The organism is Streptomyces sp. NPDC048424, from assembly GCF_040651555.1.
Classification (GTDB): Bacteria; Actinomycetota; Actinomycetes; order Streptomycetales; family Streptomycetaceae; genus Streptomyces.
Window position 1 is genome coordinate 56,526 of the sequence record NZ_JBEZKE010000030.1, and the last position, 14,421, is coordinate 70,946.

A 14,421-nucleotide genomic window follows, 5' to 3' on the forward strand; every position below is an offset into this window, starting at 1 on the left:
CGTGGATCACAATCCGCAGATGCCGACGCCCGCTCGCCACGCGCCCCCGTACAGCAGCTGGATGCGGTACTTCTCCCCCACCGCCAACCACCGCAGACTCGGACTGGTCTGCCTCGGGGTGGGGATGCAGCAGGGCGTGCTGCCGGTGGTCGGCCCGCGCGCCCTCGACCACCACGTCGCCGTGGTCGTCACCCGCGGCCGGGGCTGGTTCAGCCACGGGGGCCGGCCGCCGCAGCCGGTGGCCGCGCCCGCGCTGCTGTGGCTGGTGCCGGGCGTGGAACACCACTACGGGCCCGATCCGCTGACCGGCTGGGACGAGTGCTTCGTGGACTTCGCCGGGCCCGCCGTGGCGGCGTACACCGACCTGGGCTACGTGACCCCGGACCGCCCGCTGGTTCCGCTCGGCGGCACGGCCGGAGTGCAGCACGTGGTCGACGGGATCGTCCGGGCCGCCCGGCGCGGCGGACCGCTGCTGGAGGTCGAGGCCGCGGCCGCGGTGCACGGGCTGCTCGTGGCCCTGCGCTACGCCCGGGCCGAGACCTCCCGGCACGGGGACGCCGTGATGGACGCGCTGGCGCGGGACGCCCTGCTGCCGATATCCGTGAGCGAGCACGCCGCCCGGCTCGGGATGCCGCTGCCGCAGCTGCGCCGGGCGGTGCGGCGCAGTACCGGGGAGGGGGTCAAGGAGTACCTCCTCGGCATCAGGCTGAGCCGGGCGAAGGAGCTGCTGGCCCGCACCGACCTGCCGGTCGCCGGGATCGCCCGGCGGGTCGGTTACGAGGACCCGGCCTACTTCAGCCGGCTGTTCAGCCGCCGCGAGGGCATGGCACCCGTACGCTTCCGCGCCCAGCAGTCGGTGCGGGGGCCGGTCCGCTGACCGGTCACGGGCTCCGCCGCGCGTAGCAGAAGAGGTGGTCCTCGGGGCCGGCCAGCGGGTCGGCGGGCTGGAAGGACGCCGTGTGGTGGTGCAGGACCTCCAGGCCCCGGTCGGCGAGCCGGGCCAGGTGGTCCGCCGTGGACAGGCTGCTGACCGTCACCTCGTGGCCCATCCATTCGATGTCCAGGCCCCGGATGTCCCCGGGCACGGTGGCCATCACGAAGTACCCGCCCGGCACGACCCAGGAGGCCATGCGGTCGAGTGCCCCGGCGACCTCCGGCTGGTCCATCACCAGGAGGGGGAAGAAGGCGCACACGGCGTCGAACCCGCCCGGTTCGGGTGTGTACGTGCGCACGTCCGCCTGTTCGAAGCGCGCCCCCGGGACCCGGGCGCGGGCCAGGGCGACCATGGCCGCCGAGACGTCGATGCCGGTCACGTCGCAGCCGGCGCGGACCAGCGACTCGGCGGTGGGCCGCCCGGTGCCGCTGCCCACGTCCAGCACACGGGCTCCTTCGGGCAGCCGGGCGGTGAGCCAGTCGAGTGCCGCGAGCTGGCCGGGCACCCGCCCGAACACCTCCTCGTAGCGCTCCCCCAGCGCGTCGAACACCTCTGCCGCCGACTTGCGTTGACTCATCGGTCCGCCCTTCGTCTCGGGGGAACCACCGTACCGGGCCCGGTCCGGGCGGTGTTGGTGGACCGCCCGCGGCCTCCGGTCCGGAGCGTGACAGCATGCACCGTCCGCGTTACGCCCAAGGAGCACCGTGCAGAGCCTCACCGACGACGACCCGTCCCGCATATCCTCGTACCGGTTGCTCGGACGCCTCGGCGCCGGGGGCATGGGGACGGTCTACGCTGCTGCCGCTCCGGACGGCTCGAGGGTGGCCGTGAAGGCGATGCACTCCGCGTTCGCCTCGGATGACGACCACCGGGCCCGGTTCGCCCGCGAGATGGACCTTCTCCGGCGGGTGCACGGCCCGTACGTGGCCGCCTTCGTCGACGGCGACGCCACCGCGTCGCGGCCCTGGCTCGCCTCGCAGTACGTACCCGGCCCGACTCTGCGCGAGCGTGTGGCGGCCTCCGGCCCGCTGCCGGACGCCGTACTCCGCTCGCTGGCGGGCGCGACGGCCCACGCGCTGGCGGGTTTCCACGCCGCCGGAGTGGTCCACCGCGACATCAAGCCGGAGAACGTCATCCTCGCGCCGGATGGCCCGAAGGTCCTGGACTTCGGCATCGCCCACCGTCTCGGCGCGCCCGCCATCACGGACCCCGGCGTGCGGACCGGCACCCCTCGGTGGATGGCGCCCGAGCAGTACACGGCCGCCGTCACCAGTCCTGCCTCCGACGTCTTCGCGTGGGGGCTCCTGGTGGCCTACGCCGGCACGGGCCGACACCCCTTCGACGATCCCGCCCGGGATACGGGCGCGACGGTCGACGGCGAACCCGATCTGCTCGGCATGCCCGACGTGTTGCGCCGGTTGGTGGCATCGGCACTCTCGATGGAGCCGTCGCGGCGCCCGTCCGCGGCCCGGCTCGCCCACGGCATCGCGGAACCGGAACGCTGCGCGGACACCCTCGCCTTCCCGACCGTCGCGTACACCGCGGTCGAACCGCTCACGGAACCGCTCGCCGCCGCACTGGTCGACGTGGTGCGCGCCGGATGGGACGTAGAGGAAGAGCCCCGGCAGCAGGAGGAGCGGGAGGCCGCGACCGGCCGGCCAGGGCCGCCCCGTCCCCGGCCGGCCCAGCCGGTCCCGCCACGGGAGGTGGGGCCCGCCGTCCGGGAGGAGCGGGCCAAAGCGTGGGCGACGGTCGTCGGCGCCGTCGCGGTGGCCGCGACCGTCGTGGGCGTCGGCTTCTCGCCGCTGTGGGCGGGCGATGACGGAGAGCAGGCCGCCGCGCCGTCGGGCGTACGGGCCACGTCCCCGGCCCCGGCGCCCCCGACGCCCACGCCGTCCGCGCCCCCGACGACCATGCCGGCCGCCACCCCGATGCCATCCCGGTCGGCGGGCGGGTTCCCGTCGGTGGGCGGCAGCCCCACGACCCCGCCGGTGGTTGCCGTCTGGCTGCCCAGCGCGGGGCAGTGGAAGGCGGCCGAGAGGGTCGACCCGCTGCCCGAGGGTTCCGGGGAAAGACGCACCCGTGCACAGGATTTCGCGATGACCATCGCCTACGACCGCAACCTCACCCCGTCCACCGGCGACATCCAGATCCGCCTGGACCGCGCCTCCGGCACCGTCTTCGCCATGGGCGCGCCCTCGATGGGGATCCGCACCCCGGACGACACCAAGCCCGGCCACCTGCCGATGCCGATCTACGCGGGGTCGTATCTCCGCGACTCGGTCACCGGAGGCTCCAAGTGGCTCGAACCGGGCTACGGGCAGGGTGAGCCCACCCCTGCCACGGCGGGGCCCAAGGTGTTCCGGCGGTACGCCGTCGGCTACTTGGGAGCCGACGGCGTACCCGTGTTCGTCTATGCGGGCGGGTTGGACGATCGGGGGGACGGACTCGGATCGGGTCTCCTTGCTCCTTGGGACGAGGTATTGGCCGAGGCCGACAAGCCGCTGATCACCGACTGAGCCACGGCCCGGGCTCGAGTGGGACGAGTGCGGGGTCGGGGCAGGGCCGCTTCTTCACGGCCGGTAGCCGATGTTGAGTTCCGCGACCGAGGTCCACGGACGGCCGGCCACCTCGCTCGTGGCCCTGAGTCTGACGTAGCGGGCGGTGCGCGGGGAGAAGGTGACGTCCTGCTGCGCCGTCGAGTTCGGGAAGGTCCCGGTGGCCGAGGCCGCGCCCCAGGTGGTGCCGTCGGTGGAGGTGAACACCTCGTAGCCGGCGATGCGTCCGTTGCTCTGCGACTGCCGGGGCAGGTAGTGGAGGGCGCAGACGTCGTAGGCGGCGCCGAGGTCGAGGGTGATCTCGTGCGGCATGGGTGCGGTGGCGTCGTACCACTGGGTGTGCCACAGGGTGGCGGCGTCGCCGTCGAGGACGTTGGCGGCGGCGCCGTTCTCGCCGGTGGTCTCCTGGCTGTCGACCGCCTTGACGCTCATCCGGCCCTGCGGGACGAGGAGTTCGCCGCCGCCGACCGGTCCGAGGTCGTCCACGGTCAGGTCGTCGAGGATCAGGTCGGCTTCGTTGTGGGAGTTCTCGGGGGTGACCTTCCGTACGCCGATCCAGGCGTCGGCGCCCGCGGTGAAGGTCCGGGTGAAGACGGTGGGCGTACGGGCCTGGTCCAGGTCGGTGGCGGTCTCGGTGGTCCCGGACCCGGTGACGAACCGGTAGTCCCCGCCGAATCCGCTCTCGTAGGAGAAGGTCACCTTGTACGAGTGGCCCTGGGTGAGCCGCAGGGTCTGCGGGAGGGTGCGGTAGACGAGCCCGGTCCGCTCCTCGTGCGACTTGAGCGAGTTCTGGCCGCCGATCACGTCGTCGACGAGCTTGCCGTTCCAACCGGCCTGCGTGTACGGGACGTTGCGCTGGGCGATGTGGGTGCGCGGGTCGGTGGCGGAGCCGCCCGCGCCGCCGAAGGCGAAGGGACCCCATCCCGCGTCGGTGTTCTCGAAGTCCTCGGCGAAGAAGTGGCCGCCGAGCGGGGTGCGGGCGGAGCGGACCACGCGGACGTCGTCCAAATAGACGGTGCCGGATCCGGCGGCCGCGGTCAGCTTGAGGGTGGCGGTGGACTGTCCGGCGGGGACGTCGAACAGCACCTTCATGCGCTGCGCCTTCGTGCCGTTCTTCTCGCTCCCGCCGAGGCTGTTCGTCAGCGGCGCGGAGTCGGCGTACACGGAGGCCGCGGCGCCGCCGGACGGGGTGACGGTGAGGGTGGTGGCCCGGCCGGCGGGGGTGGAGACCCAGACGGAGGCGGCGTGGGTGCCGGGGGTGAGGCCGGTGAGCTGCTGGGAGACGGCCGGGGTGGTGCCGGGGGCGAAGGTGAGTTCGCTCTGGCCCTGGGCGTTGCGGGCGACGGCGGCGCCGGTCCCGGTGACGGTCCAGGCGTTCAGGTCTCCCGCGTAGAAGGAGGGGTCCTTGACCGGAGTGCCCTCGCCCCACTTCGGGTCGGGCTGGGCGGGCGCGGCGCCGTCGGTGACCACGTAGGCGGTGCGGGCGGCGGCGTCGATGGTGACCTGGCCCTGGCTCACGGGGAGGTCGCCGACGAGTCGGCGTCCGGTGTCGGTGAGCCGGTAGAGCTTGGGGGCGGTCCAGCCGGCGGGCAGGGCCCAAGTGGTCGGGCCCGCCTTGTCGTTCCAGTGGTAGAGCTTGCCGTCGCGCGGCAGCAGGTAGGCGTCCCCGGACAGGACGGTGCGACCGGCCGTGGTGATCCGGCGCTTGCCGCCGGTGGTGGTGACGGTGGTGCCGTTCGCGAGGGTGACCGTGTCCGCGGTCCACTTCACGACCGGGGAGTCCTGGAGGTACTTGGTCGGCAGGTTGACGCCGAAGGTGGTGTTCAGGAAGGCGGTGAAGTCCTTCTTGCCCTGCCAGCCCTCGTACGCGGTCACCTCGGCACCGCCGAGCAGCGGGTGGCGGGCGATCCAGTCGTCCTTGGCGTGGTTGGCGATGAAGCGGGCGATGGTGGAGTTGACGCCCTTCAGGTCGCTGCCGCCGTAGTCGACGTCGGCCGCCCAGTGGTGCCAGAGGGACTGCTCGGTGAGGGTGTTGGGGAACTCCGTCGCCAGCTGGAGGCCGAGCCCGGCGATGTCGCGCTGGAGTCTGCGGGAGACGTAGCCGTCGCCGTACCAGACGTCCACGTAGAGGAAGTCGAGTCCGGGGGCGGCGGCCTTGAGGTCCTGCAGGCGCTTCAGCCGCCCGCCGGACTGGCCGTCCTTCCTCGTGTCCACGTAGTAGGACTGGTCGAGCCAGTCCCAGCCGAGTCCGCCGCTCTGGTGGGCCGGGTCGAAGGTGGCCGAGACCGGGTACTCCTCGGTGGCGTTGATGTGCACGCCGAAGTCGGCGTTGTAGGCGTGCCCGGCCGTGGTGAGGGCGTTCAGGCCGGCGGCGCCGCCGAGTTTGGAGCCGATGTTCTTGTAGTCCATGTGCGCGGAGTCGTGCCCTTCGGAGGCGTAGCCCTTGAGGAGGACGAACTGTCCGAGGCCGTCCGTGGCCAGGCCGACCCGCTTGGTCTCGTCGAGGGTCTGCGCGAAGGGGTGGGTGGCCTGGGAGGCGAAGTTGAAGGGGATCCGCTGCACGACCCGGTCGGCGGTGTCCTGCCAGCCGGTGGGCGGGGTCCAGATGTCCCGGTAGGCGACGGCGGCGTCCTGCCAGTCCACGACGGAGTCCGCGTTGCGGTCGGCGGTGACGGCGATGCGGGCGTACGGGAGCGGCTCGGTGTCGGTGTCGGCCGCACCCGCGGGGCGGTGGAGCCAGGCGCCGCTCCACAGTCCGGCGCGGCGGTAGGCGCCCTTGTCGGTGATCCTCTTGCTGATCCGGCCGTTCTCGCGGGCGGTGGGGCCGGAGGGTGCGTCGTAGAGGGAGTTGGAGTCGATGGCGGCGGCCAGCCTGCCGGTGTTGACCAGTCCGTACATCACGGTGGTCGCGGCGGCGTCGACGGGGGTGCTCGCGGTGACGGGGGTGAAGGTGTCCCCGGTGCCGGTGGTTGCGGTGTGCATGGTGGCCGTGGAGAGCGCGGCGCCCGGCTGGTCGCTGCGGACGCTGACGAGGTGGTGGTCGGGGATCGCGAGGCTGCGTACGCGCAGGGCGGCGGTGTCCTCGATCGCGGTGACCCTGAACTCCACGGTCGAACCGGTCACCGCGATGCGGGCCCGGATGGTCACGCCGGAGAAGGCGAGCGCGTAGTCCACGGCGGAGGCGGAGGGGGCCGAGGTCACGGCCGGGGTGTAGGTGGTCCCGTTCACGACGACCGCGCTCAGCGGGTCCTCGTTGCCGTGCAGCACGTCGCCGGTGGCGCGCCGGGTGTAGCCGATGACCCGGGGGAAGCCGCTGTCCACGCTCACGGACAGCTCGGGCGAGGTGATCGTCACGGGTGCGGCGGGCGCGGCGGGCGAAGCGGGGGCGGCGGGCGCGGCCACGAGCAGGGTGGCGACCAGACCGGCCACCGCCGCGGCCGCCGGCCACAGGGGGATGCGCATCGGACCTCCGGGAGTCGGCGCTTCCTTGGCGGAAGACCGCTCGGCACGCAGCCCCGGGCGGTCCGCTCACTGACCTGACAGCTTGCGGACCGGGGCCGGGCAGGCCCATGGACAAAGCGGAGCGCCGTCCTGGACTTAACTGCGCGTGGAGTGCCCGGAGGGGGTGTCTCGTCGCTCATCCGATCGTTGGTCCCGTGTGGCAGACCCGCTCGTCAGGGGGCGGTCAGCGCCTCGACGAGCCGAGCGAACTCGGTGCGCTGCCGGTTGGTCAGATGAGCGTAGAGCGGCATCTGCATCTCGTCGGTGATCCGCTCGGCACGTTGCCGTCGGGGGATCTGGGCCGTGTCGACGGGCTGCGGCTCCTGCCAGCCGTAGTGGGCCGCCTGCTCGACACCGAGGTTGACGACCATGGCCGCTCGGGCGCTCAGCCCGCACCGGCGCACTGCCACCAGATGGCAGGCGCCCCGGTGTTCCCGTAGTACGTGTACGCGTTGCATGGCCGCTCCGGCCGGGTCGTCGCCGGGGCAGGGTTGTGCCCGCCAACCCGCGAACAGGGGCAGTGCGTCGGGGTCGGCGGAATCGATCAGCTGTTGTGCCAGGTGGTTGAAGTGCTCCACGTCGATGTCGGCGGGGATGTGCGCACGCCCCCACGCCCGGACGGCCTGCGCGTAGCGGGCGACGGCCTCTTCCGCCGGCATCACGGGCTGTCCCGCCAGCCAGCCCGCCGTCACCAGCCGGGGGCCGAGGAAGCCCTGTGTCGCTTGGACCACCGTGACCGGCGCCTCGCCGAGCACTCCGAAGCGTCCGCGGCAGTAGAAGCCACGGCCTGGGGCGAACCCGGCACGCAGGCCGATCTCGGCGGTCTCCTCGTCGGACATGAACTCGTCACCGAAATCGTGGATGGGACGGGCCACGGCGGCGATGCACTGAGAGATTTCCATGGCCCGAAGGTCACCCACCACCACTCAGTAGGTCAAGAGGTTCTTTTCTCATGGAATCCTTTAGCTAATCTATCGACTCATGCTCGATGTCCGCCGCCTGTACATGCTCAAGACCGTCGCCGCCCGGGGCTCCATCACCGCGGCCGCCCAGTCCCTGGCGCTGACCGCCGGTGCCGTGTCCCAGCAACTGACCGCTCTGAGAAGCGACGTGGGAGTCGACCTGCTGCGCCCCGACGGGCGAACCGTCGCGCTGACGGAGGCCGGCCGTGTCCTGCTCGAACACGCCGACCGGATCCTCGCCGCCATGGAGGAGGCCGAGAGTGCCATCGCTGCGGTCAAGGGCACGGTCGGCGCCACCGCAACACTCGCCGCGCTGCCGTCCACCGTCACCAGGATCGTGGCTCCCGCACTCACCGCACTCGGCTCATGCCACCCGCAGCTCGCCGTGACCTGCCTCATCACCGACCAGGCACAACTACGCGAACTCGCTCTCGGCACCGTCGACGTGGTGCTGGGACAGCGCTATCACCACCTGCCCGACACGACACCCAGGGGCATCGACATCTCACCCCTGCTCGACGATCCGCTGCTCGTCGTCACCGCAGCCGGCCAAGGCGACGACCGGCCCGTCGTCCTGCAGGAACTGGCCGCGCACGATCTCGCCGTACCACCGCCGACCACGGACTGCGGACAAGCCATCCTGCAAGGCTGCCACCGTGCGGGCTTCACACCCACACCCCGGTACATCACCGCCGACATCGCCGCCCAGCTCACCCTCGCACGTGCCGGCCTCGCCACCGCGCTCGTGCCCCGCACGGCCATCGACCCGACCACACCCGGAATCCGTACGACTCCCCTCGCGGACCACCCGATCCAACGCCTCCTGTTTGCCGCGACCCGTCACACCGAGAACGCGAACCCGACGAACACCGCCGTCATCGCCGCACTGCGCACTGCCGCCCGGGAAGGGCAAACCGCCTGCCTACCGCCGGCCCAGGAGTGACGCTACGGGGCCGGCGGACGAAGGATGCGGCGGCTATTTCACCGATCCCGCCATCACGCCCTGGACGAAGTGGCGCTGGAAGGCGAAGAAGACGATCAGCGGGACGACCAGGGACAGGAACGCCCCCGGCGCCAGGACGCCGATGTTGCTTCCGAACTGGCGCATCTGGGACTGCAGCGCGACCGTGAGCGGCTGGGACTCGCTGTCCGCGAAGAGCAGCGCCACGAGCATGTCGTTCCAGACCCAGAGGAACTGGAAGATGGCCAGGCTCGCGATGGCCGGGCGGCCGAGCGGCAGGACCAGCCGCGAGAAGATCCGCCATTCGCTGCCGCCGTCCATCCGGGCGGCTTCCAGCATTTCGCGCGGTATCTCGGCGAAGTAGTTGCGCAACAGGAAGATCGCGAACGGTAGCCCGTAGGCGACGTGGAAGAGGACGACGCCCGCGACCGTGCCGAACAGTCCCACCGCTCCGAAGAGTTTGGCCACGGGCAACAGCCCGATCTGCACGGGTACGACCAGGAGGCCGACGACCACCAGGAAGATGGCGTCCCGGCCGGGGAACTCCAGCCACGCGAAGGCGTATCCGGCGAGTGCCGCGATGGCGACCACCAGGGCGGTGGTGGGCACGGAGATGAGGACGGTGTTCCCGAAGGCCTCCGCGATGCCGGAGTCCTTCAGGAGGGCGCCGTAGTTGTCCAGGGACAACTGGGACGGGTCGGTGAGGGCGGTCCACCAGCCGTCGGAGGCGTTGTCGCCCTCGGAGCGCATGGAGGAGATGAGCAGGCCCGCCAGTGGAGTGATCCATACGAGGGCGACCAGAATCAGGGCACCCTGGACGAGGGAGCTGCTCAGCAGGCGCGCCAGCCGGTTTCCGCCCCGGCGCCGGAGCCCGGACCTCGGCGCGGACGGGCCGGGGACGGGGTGGACCGCTGCCGAACGCCGGGGCGGTCGGCGCTCGATGGTGCTGTGGCTGCTCACGATCCACTCCTTCGGAAACGCCGGATGTTGAAGATCATCGCCGGGACGACCAGCAGGAGGAGCACCACGCTGAGCGCACTGCCGAGTCCCTGGTCGTTGCCGCCGCCGAACGAGACCAGCCACATTCGGGTGGCCAGCACGTTCGCCTCTTCCTGGACCGGTCCGGGCGCGATGATGTAGACGAGGTCGAAGACCTTCATCACGTTGATCACCAGGGTCACGAAGACGACCGTGAGTACGGGTGCGAGCAGCGGCACGGTGATCTTGCGGAAGATCTGGCCCTCGGAGGCACCGTCCATGCGCGCGGCCTCCAGAGCGTCCCGTGGGATGGCCGCGAGGCCGGCGCCGATCAGGACCATCGCGAAGCCGGTCCACACCCACAGGTAGGCGCCGATGATGGCCGGTGTCACCAGCGCCGGGCCGAGCCAGTTCACCCCCTGGTACGGGGCCTCGAAGTTGGTCGCGGGGAGTCTGACGGTGTACTCGCCATCGGCCAGGCCGGCGAAGTGGAAGGACCCGTCGTCGACGGTGACGGCGGTCGCGGCCACCCGCCCGTCCCGTACGGCCTCGACCGTCATGCCGGGCAGACCGTTCTCGCCCGGGTCGACCTTGCCCGGCGTGCCGGCGCCGCCGGGGGCGAAGTCGAGGTAGACGACACCTCCGATTCCGTCCGTGCGGGGCGCGTCCGTGGACGCGGCCTTCGCTCCGGTGGGCAGCGAGCCGGGTGCCACCCCGATGAAGCCGAGACTGACCGAGCCGCCGGGACGTACGACGTGCTCGGTGCTGTACGGGCCGCCGGCGCCGCCGGTCAGGCCTTGGCCCTCCCGGGCGCGGGCCGTCGGATAGGCGGCGGTGTCCTCGAAACCGTCGTGGACGCCGACCACGGCGGCGTTGAGCACGCCCCGGGCCGGGTCCTGTTCGTAGGCGAGCCGGAAGATGATGCCCGCGGCGAGGAACGACACGGCCATCGGGAGGAAGAGCACCAGCTTGAACGCGGTCGCCCAGCGCACCTTCTCGGTGAGCACGGCGAGCATCAGCCCGAGCCCGGTCAGCAGGGTCGGGGCGACGACGACCCACACGGCGCTGTTGCGGATCGCCTTGAGGGTGGCCGGGTCCTGCACGATCGCCGCGTAGTTCCCGGCCCCGACGAAGCGGTCGCCGTCGGCGTCGAAGAGGCTGCGGCCGAAGGAGAAGAGGACCGGGTAGGCGACCAGCGCGCCGAGGAGCAGCAGGGCCGGCAGGACGAAGACGACCGCGAGGCGGCGCTTCCTTCGCTGGGCCCGGCGCCGCCCGTCGGCCGCGCTGCGGGCGGTCACGGTGTCAGCCATGGAAGTCGCCTCAGTTCCCGTAGGCCTTGGCGGCCTCCGCCTCGAGCTGTGCGGCCGTGCCCTGCGGGGTCGACGGGTCGCGCAGGAAGTCCTGGAGGAGCTTCCACTCGCCGGCGCCCTTGGTGCCGCCGAACGCGGCCGGGGCCTGGTCCGACATGTCGAAGCGGATCGAGTCGCCCGCCGCGATCAGCGAGTTCGCGGTGCTGCGGGTGATGTCGTCGCCGTACGAGGCGAGGTCGACCTCGTTGTTCGGGGACAGGAAGCCGCCGGCGCCGGCCCAGACCTCCGCCGCCTCGGAGCCGGCCAGGAATTCGAGCAGCTTCATGCCGGCCTTGCTGTTCTTTCCGTCCTTGAGGACGACGGCCGCGTCACCGCCGCTGACGACCGGCGCCCTGCCGCCGTCGACCGAGGGGAACGGGAAGAACTTGGCGTCCGTTCCGAGCTTCTTGCCGAACTGGTCCTTGGCGACCCCGCCGACGAAGTCACCCTCGTAGACCATGCCCGCCTTGGGCTCGGGTCCGAAGACCTGCGCGACCGATGAGGGGAAGTCGGTACCCAGGGCCGTCTGGGCACCGCCGGCGACGAGCTGCTTGTCCTTGAACAGTTCGCCGAGGGTGGTCAGCGCCCTGACGACGCTGTCGTCGGTCCACTTGAGCTTGTGCTGGGCGAGCTGGTCGTACTTCTCCGGCCCGGCCTGGGAGAGGTAGATGTTCTCGAACCAGTCGGTGAGGGTCCAGCCGTCCTCGCCGGCTATGGCGAAGGCCGGGCGGCCGGAGTCGGCGAGGGTGCGGCCGGCCTTCAGCATGTCGGTGTAGCTCTTGGGCTCGTTGACGCCGGCCTGGGTGAAGGCCTCGGGGGCGTACCAGACGGTGGACTTGTGGGCGGCCTTGAAGTAGAGCCCGTAGTACGTGCCGTCGACGGTGCCGTAGTTCCTCCACACCGGGGAGAGGGTGGAGCCGGCGGTCTGCGCGGCCTGGTCGGACAGGGGCTGGAGCCAGCCCTTCTTCGCGAACTGCTGGAGCACGCCCACCTGGGGAACCATGACCAGGTCGGGCGCGTTGCCACCTTCGATCTTGCTTCCGACGAAGGTGGAGACGTTGTCGCCGGAAGGCACGAAGACCGTCTTGGCGCCGGTCTTCTCGGTGAAGGCGTCCAGGACCTTCTTGAAGTTCTTCTGCTCGCTGCCGGTCCAGACGCCTGCCACGGTCACGGTCTGGCCGCTCAGTTCGCCGCCGCCGGCCGGTCCGGTGCCGCCGCAGGCGGTGGCCCCGAGGGCGAGAGCGAGGGCAGCCGATGCGGCGGCCGCGGTCCGGCGGGTCGTCCTGCTGGGTCGTCCCATGAGGGGTCCTTTCGTGGGAGTCCGGGGCCACGGGGGTGTGCCCTGGATTCGCTGGGAGGGGTTGCGTACGGGGAAATGGGAGAGGGGAGGAGGAGGTCAGGGGTGGGGGCCGGATCCGGCACGGGATTCCCGGTGGTCACGGGCCGGGACACTCGGCCGTCCACCATGCGGCGGTCGCCGCGGGGAGCACCCCGTCGGGACAGGGGCCGCTGGTGAGCAGCGGAGTCCCGGGGACCGGGGCGGGCACCGGCTCCGTGCCGAAGTTCACCGCGCAGATCAGGCCGTCGCCGCGGGCGATCGCCAGCACCTGCGGTGGCGCGTCCAGCCATCGCAGGGCGCCGTCGCCGAGCTGCGGCAGGCTGCGCCGCAGCTGGAGGCCGTCGCGGTAGAGGTGCCAGAAGGAACGGGTGTCGGCCAGGGCGCGGTCGGTGGCGTGCTCGGCGAACCACTCGGGCTGCGGCAGCCACGGTTTGGCGCCGGCCGCTTCCCGGGTGAAGCCGAACGGGGAGGCGTGCCCGGACCAGGGCAGGGGCACGCGGCAGCCGTCCCGGACGTGCTTGCGACTGCCCGTGCGATGGAAGATCGGGTCGGTGAGGACCTCGTCGGGCAGGTCGAGGACCTCGGGGAGGCCGAGTTCCTCGCCCTGGTAGATGTACGCGGCGCCGGGCAGCGCGAGCATCAGGAGGGCCGCGGCGCGGGCGCGGGCGGCTCCCAGCCCGCTGCCCTCCACCCCGGGCTCCCCCGCGTAGCGGGTGACGGTGCGGACCTGGTCGTGGTTGTTGAGGACCCAGGTGACGGTGGAGCCGGTGCCCGCGATGTCGCGTACCGCTGCGGTGATCGTCGCGCGGAAGGCCTCGGCGTCCCAGGGGGCGCTGAGCAGGTCGAAGAAGAACGCCTGGTGCAGTTCGTCGGGGCGGACGTACTCGGCGTGCTCGCGTGCGGTGGGCACGGACACCTCCCCGACCAGCAGCCGCTCGCGACCGTCCCGGGCGGTGTACTCCTCGCAGACCGAGCGCCACCGGCGCCACACGTCGTGGACCTCGGGCTGGTTCCACGCGAGCTGGTTGACGGCGTCGCGGGCCCGCTCGTCGGCTCCGGGATCGTCGGAGTCGGGCAGTGCGGGGTGTTTGAACAGTCCGGCGGCGACGTCGATGCGGAAGCCGTCGACCCCGCGGTCCAGCCAGAAGCGCAGCACGTGCTCGAACTCGTTTCCCACGGCGGGGTCGCGCCAGTTCAGGTCGGGCTGCTCGGGCGTGAAGAGGTGCAGGTACCACTCTCCGGGGGTGCCGTCGGGCTCGGTGATCCGGCTCCAGGCGGGACCACCGAACATGGCACGCCAGTTGTTGGGGGGCACCGCCCCGTCCGGGCCGCGGCCGGGCGCGAAGTGAAAGCGGGAGCGCGGCGCGCTGCCCGGTCCCGCGGCGAGCGCGGCGCGAAACCACGGGTGCTCGCTGGAGCAGTGGTTGGGGACGATGTCGAGCAGCAGCTTGAGCCCGAGTCTGCCGGCGTCGGCCACCAACCGGTCGAACTCGGCGAGGTCACCGTAGACGGGGTCGACACCGCAGTAGTCGGCGACGTCGTAGCCGTGGTCGTGCTGCGGCGACGGGTAGAAGGGGCTGAGCCAGATGCCGTCGACACCGAGCTTCCTCAGGTAGGGGAGCCCGGCCCGGACGCCCGCCAGGTCGCCGATGCCGTCCCCGGTGCTGTCGAGGAAGCTGCGGACGTAGACCTGGTAGATCACCGCGTCGCGCCACCAAGGGGCGGATGTGATGGCGGCGGGTGAGGGGTGGCCGGTGGCGGCCGGAAGGGTGCTGAGCATCTCGCGTCGACCTGTCTGCTGAATGCGAGAGCGCCCCGGATCGGGTGCGCTGTTATGCA

At 71.9% G+C, this 14,421-nt stretch carries 10 protein-coding genes; 3 read left to right on the forward strand and 7 right to left on the reverse strand.

The features are described from left to right. Positions 1–19: 19 nt before the first annotated feature. Positions 20–877, forward strand: a complete 858-nt coding sequence (locus AB0D29_RS31095) for an AraC family transcriptional regulator (protein ID WP_362858806.1) — start codon at positions 20–22, stop codon at positions 875–877. A gap of 4 nt (positions 878–881) precedes the next feature. Here AB0D29_RS31095 and AB0D29_RS31100 read toward each other — a convergent pair whose 3' ends face one another. After that, positions 882–1,511, reverse strand: a complete 630-nt coding sequence (locus AB0D29_RS31100) for a class I SAM-dependent methyltransferase (protein ID WP_362858808.1) — start codon at positions 1,509–1,511, stop codon at positions 882–884. Between the two features lie 127 nt (positions 1,512–1,638). Here AB0D29_RS31100 and AB0D29_RS31105 point away from each other — a divergent pair, with 127 nt between their 5' ends. Continuing rightward, complete coding sequence (locus AB0D29_RS31105; RefSeq protein WP_362858810.1) at positions 1,639–3,453, forward strand: serine/threonine-protein kinase; 1,815 nt, start codon at positions 1,639–1,641, stop codon at positions 3,451–3,453. Positions 3,454–3,507: 54 nt separating this feature from the next. On the opposite strand, the gene AB0D29_RS31110 is transcribed toward AB0D29_RS31105, so the two are convergent. Then, positions 3,508–6,954 carry an endo-alpha-N-acetylgalactosaminidase family protein gene (locus AB0D29_RS31110; RefSeq protein WP_362858812.1) on the reverse strand — a complete coding sequence of 1,149 codons (3,447 nt, stop codon included), beginning with the start codon at positions 6,952–6,954 and terminating at the stop codon, positions 3,508–3,510. Positions 6,955–7,166: 212 nt separating this feature from the next. Beyond that, the gene (locus AB0D29_RS31115) at positions 7,167–7,895 is read right to left on the reverse strand and encodes a hypothetical protein (protein ID WP_362858813.1); all 729 of its coding nucleotides are present in this window, start codon (positions 7,893–7,895) and stop codon (positions 7,167–7,169) included. A 79-nt stretch (positions 7,896–7,974) separates the two neighbouring features. Here AB0D29_RS31115 and AB0D29_RS31120 point away from each other — a divergent pair, with 79 nt between their 5' ends. Continuing rightward, positions 7,975–8,898 (forward strand): LysR family transcriptional regulator, encoded by a 924-nt coding sequence (locus tag AB0D29_RS31120; protein WP_362858814.1) that lies wholly within the window; start codon positions 7,975–7,977, stop codon positions 8,896–8,898. A 33-nt stretch (positions 8,899–8,931) separates the two neighbouring features. Here the strand turns inward: AB0D29_RS31120 and AB0D29_RS31125 are convergent, their stop codons facing one another. The 4 genes from AB0D29_RS31125 to AB0D29_RS31140 all read right to left on the reverse strand — a co-directional run bounded on the left by AB0D29_RS31125 (position 8,932) and on the right by AB0D29_RS31140 (position 14,362). Next, the gene (locus AB0D29_RS31125; protein WP_362858841.1) at positions 8,932–9,762 is read right to left on the reverse strand and encodes a carbohydrate ABC transporter permease; all 831 of its coding nucleotides are present in this window, start codon (positions 9,760–9,762) and stop codon (positions 8,932–8,934) included. A 110-nt stretch (positions 9,763–9,872) separates the two neighbouring features. Continuing rightward, positions 9,873–11,204 carry an ABC transporter permease subunit gene (locus tag AB0D29_RS31130; RefSeq protein ID WP_362858816.1) on the reverse strand — a complete coding sequence of 444 codons (1,332 nt, stop codon included), beginning with the start codon at positions 11,202–11,204 and terminating at the stop codon, positions 9,873–9,875. 10 nt (positions 11,205–11,214) lie between these two features. Next, a complete protein-coding gene (locus AB0D29_RS31135) occupies positions 11,215–12,543 on the reverse strand; it encodes an ABC transporter substrate-binding protein (protein ID WP_362858817.1) in 1,329 nt (442 codons plus the stop codon). A gap of 136 nt (positions 12,544–12,679) precedes the next feature. Beyond that, entirely contained in the window at positions 12,680–14,362 is a 1,683-nt protein-coding gene (locus AB0D29_RS31140) for a glycoside hydrolase family 13 protein (protein WP_362858819.1), read from the reverse strand. Between the last annotated feature and the right edge of the window lie 59 nt (positions 14,363–14,421).

Bases quoted from the DNA above. Each gene is read 5' to 3' on its own strand.
- AB0D29_RS31095 (WP_362858806.1), top strand. From the start codon at position 20: ATGCCGACGCCCGCTCGCCACGCGCCCCCGTACAGCAGCTGGATGCGG.
- AB0D29_RS31100 (WP_362858808.1), bottom strand. From the start codon at position 1,511: ATGAGTCAACGCAAGTCGGCGGCAGAGGTGTTCGACGCGCTGGGGGAG.
- AB0D29_RS31110 (WP_362858812.1), bottom strand. From the start codon at position 6,954: ATGCGCATCCCCCTGTGGCCGGCGGCCGCGGCGGTGGCCGGTCTGGTC.
- AB0D29_RS31115 (WP_362858813.1), bottom strand. From the start codon at position 7,895: ATGGAAATCTCTCAGTGCATCGCCGCCGTGGCCCGTCCCATCCACGAT.
- AB0D29_RS31120 (WP_362858814.1), top strand. From the start codon at position 7,975: ATGCTCGATGTCCGCCGCCTGTACATGCTCAAGACCGTCGCCGCCCGG.
- AB0D29_RS31130 (WP_362858816.1), bottom strand. From the start codon at position 11,204: ATGGCTGACACCGTGACCGCCCGCAGCGCGGCCGACGGGCGGCGCCGG.
- AB0D29_RS31135 (WP_362858817.1), bottom strand. From the start codon at position 12,543: ATGGGACGACCCAGCAGGACGACCCGCCGGACCGCGGCCGCCGCATCG.
- AB0D29_RS31140 (WP_362858819.1), bottom strand. From the start codon at position 14,362: ATGCTCAGCACCCTTCCGGCCGCCACCGGCCACCCCTCACCCGCCGCC.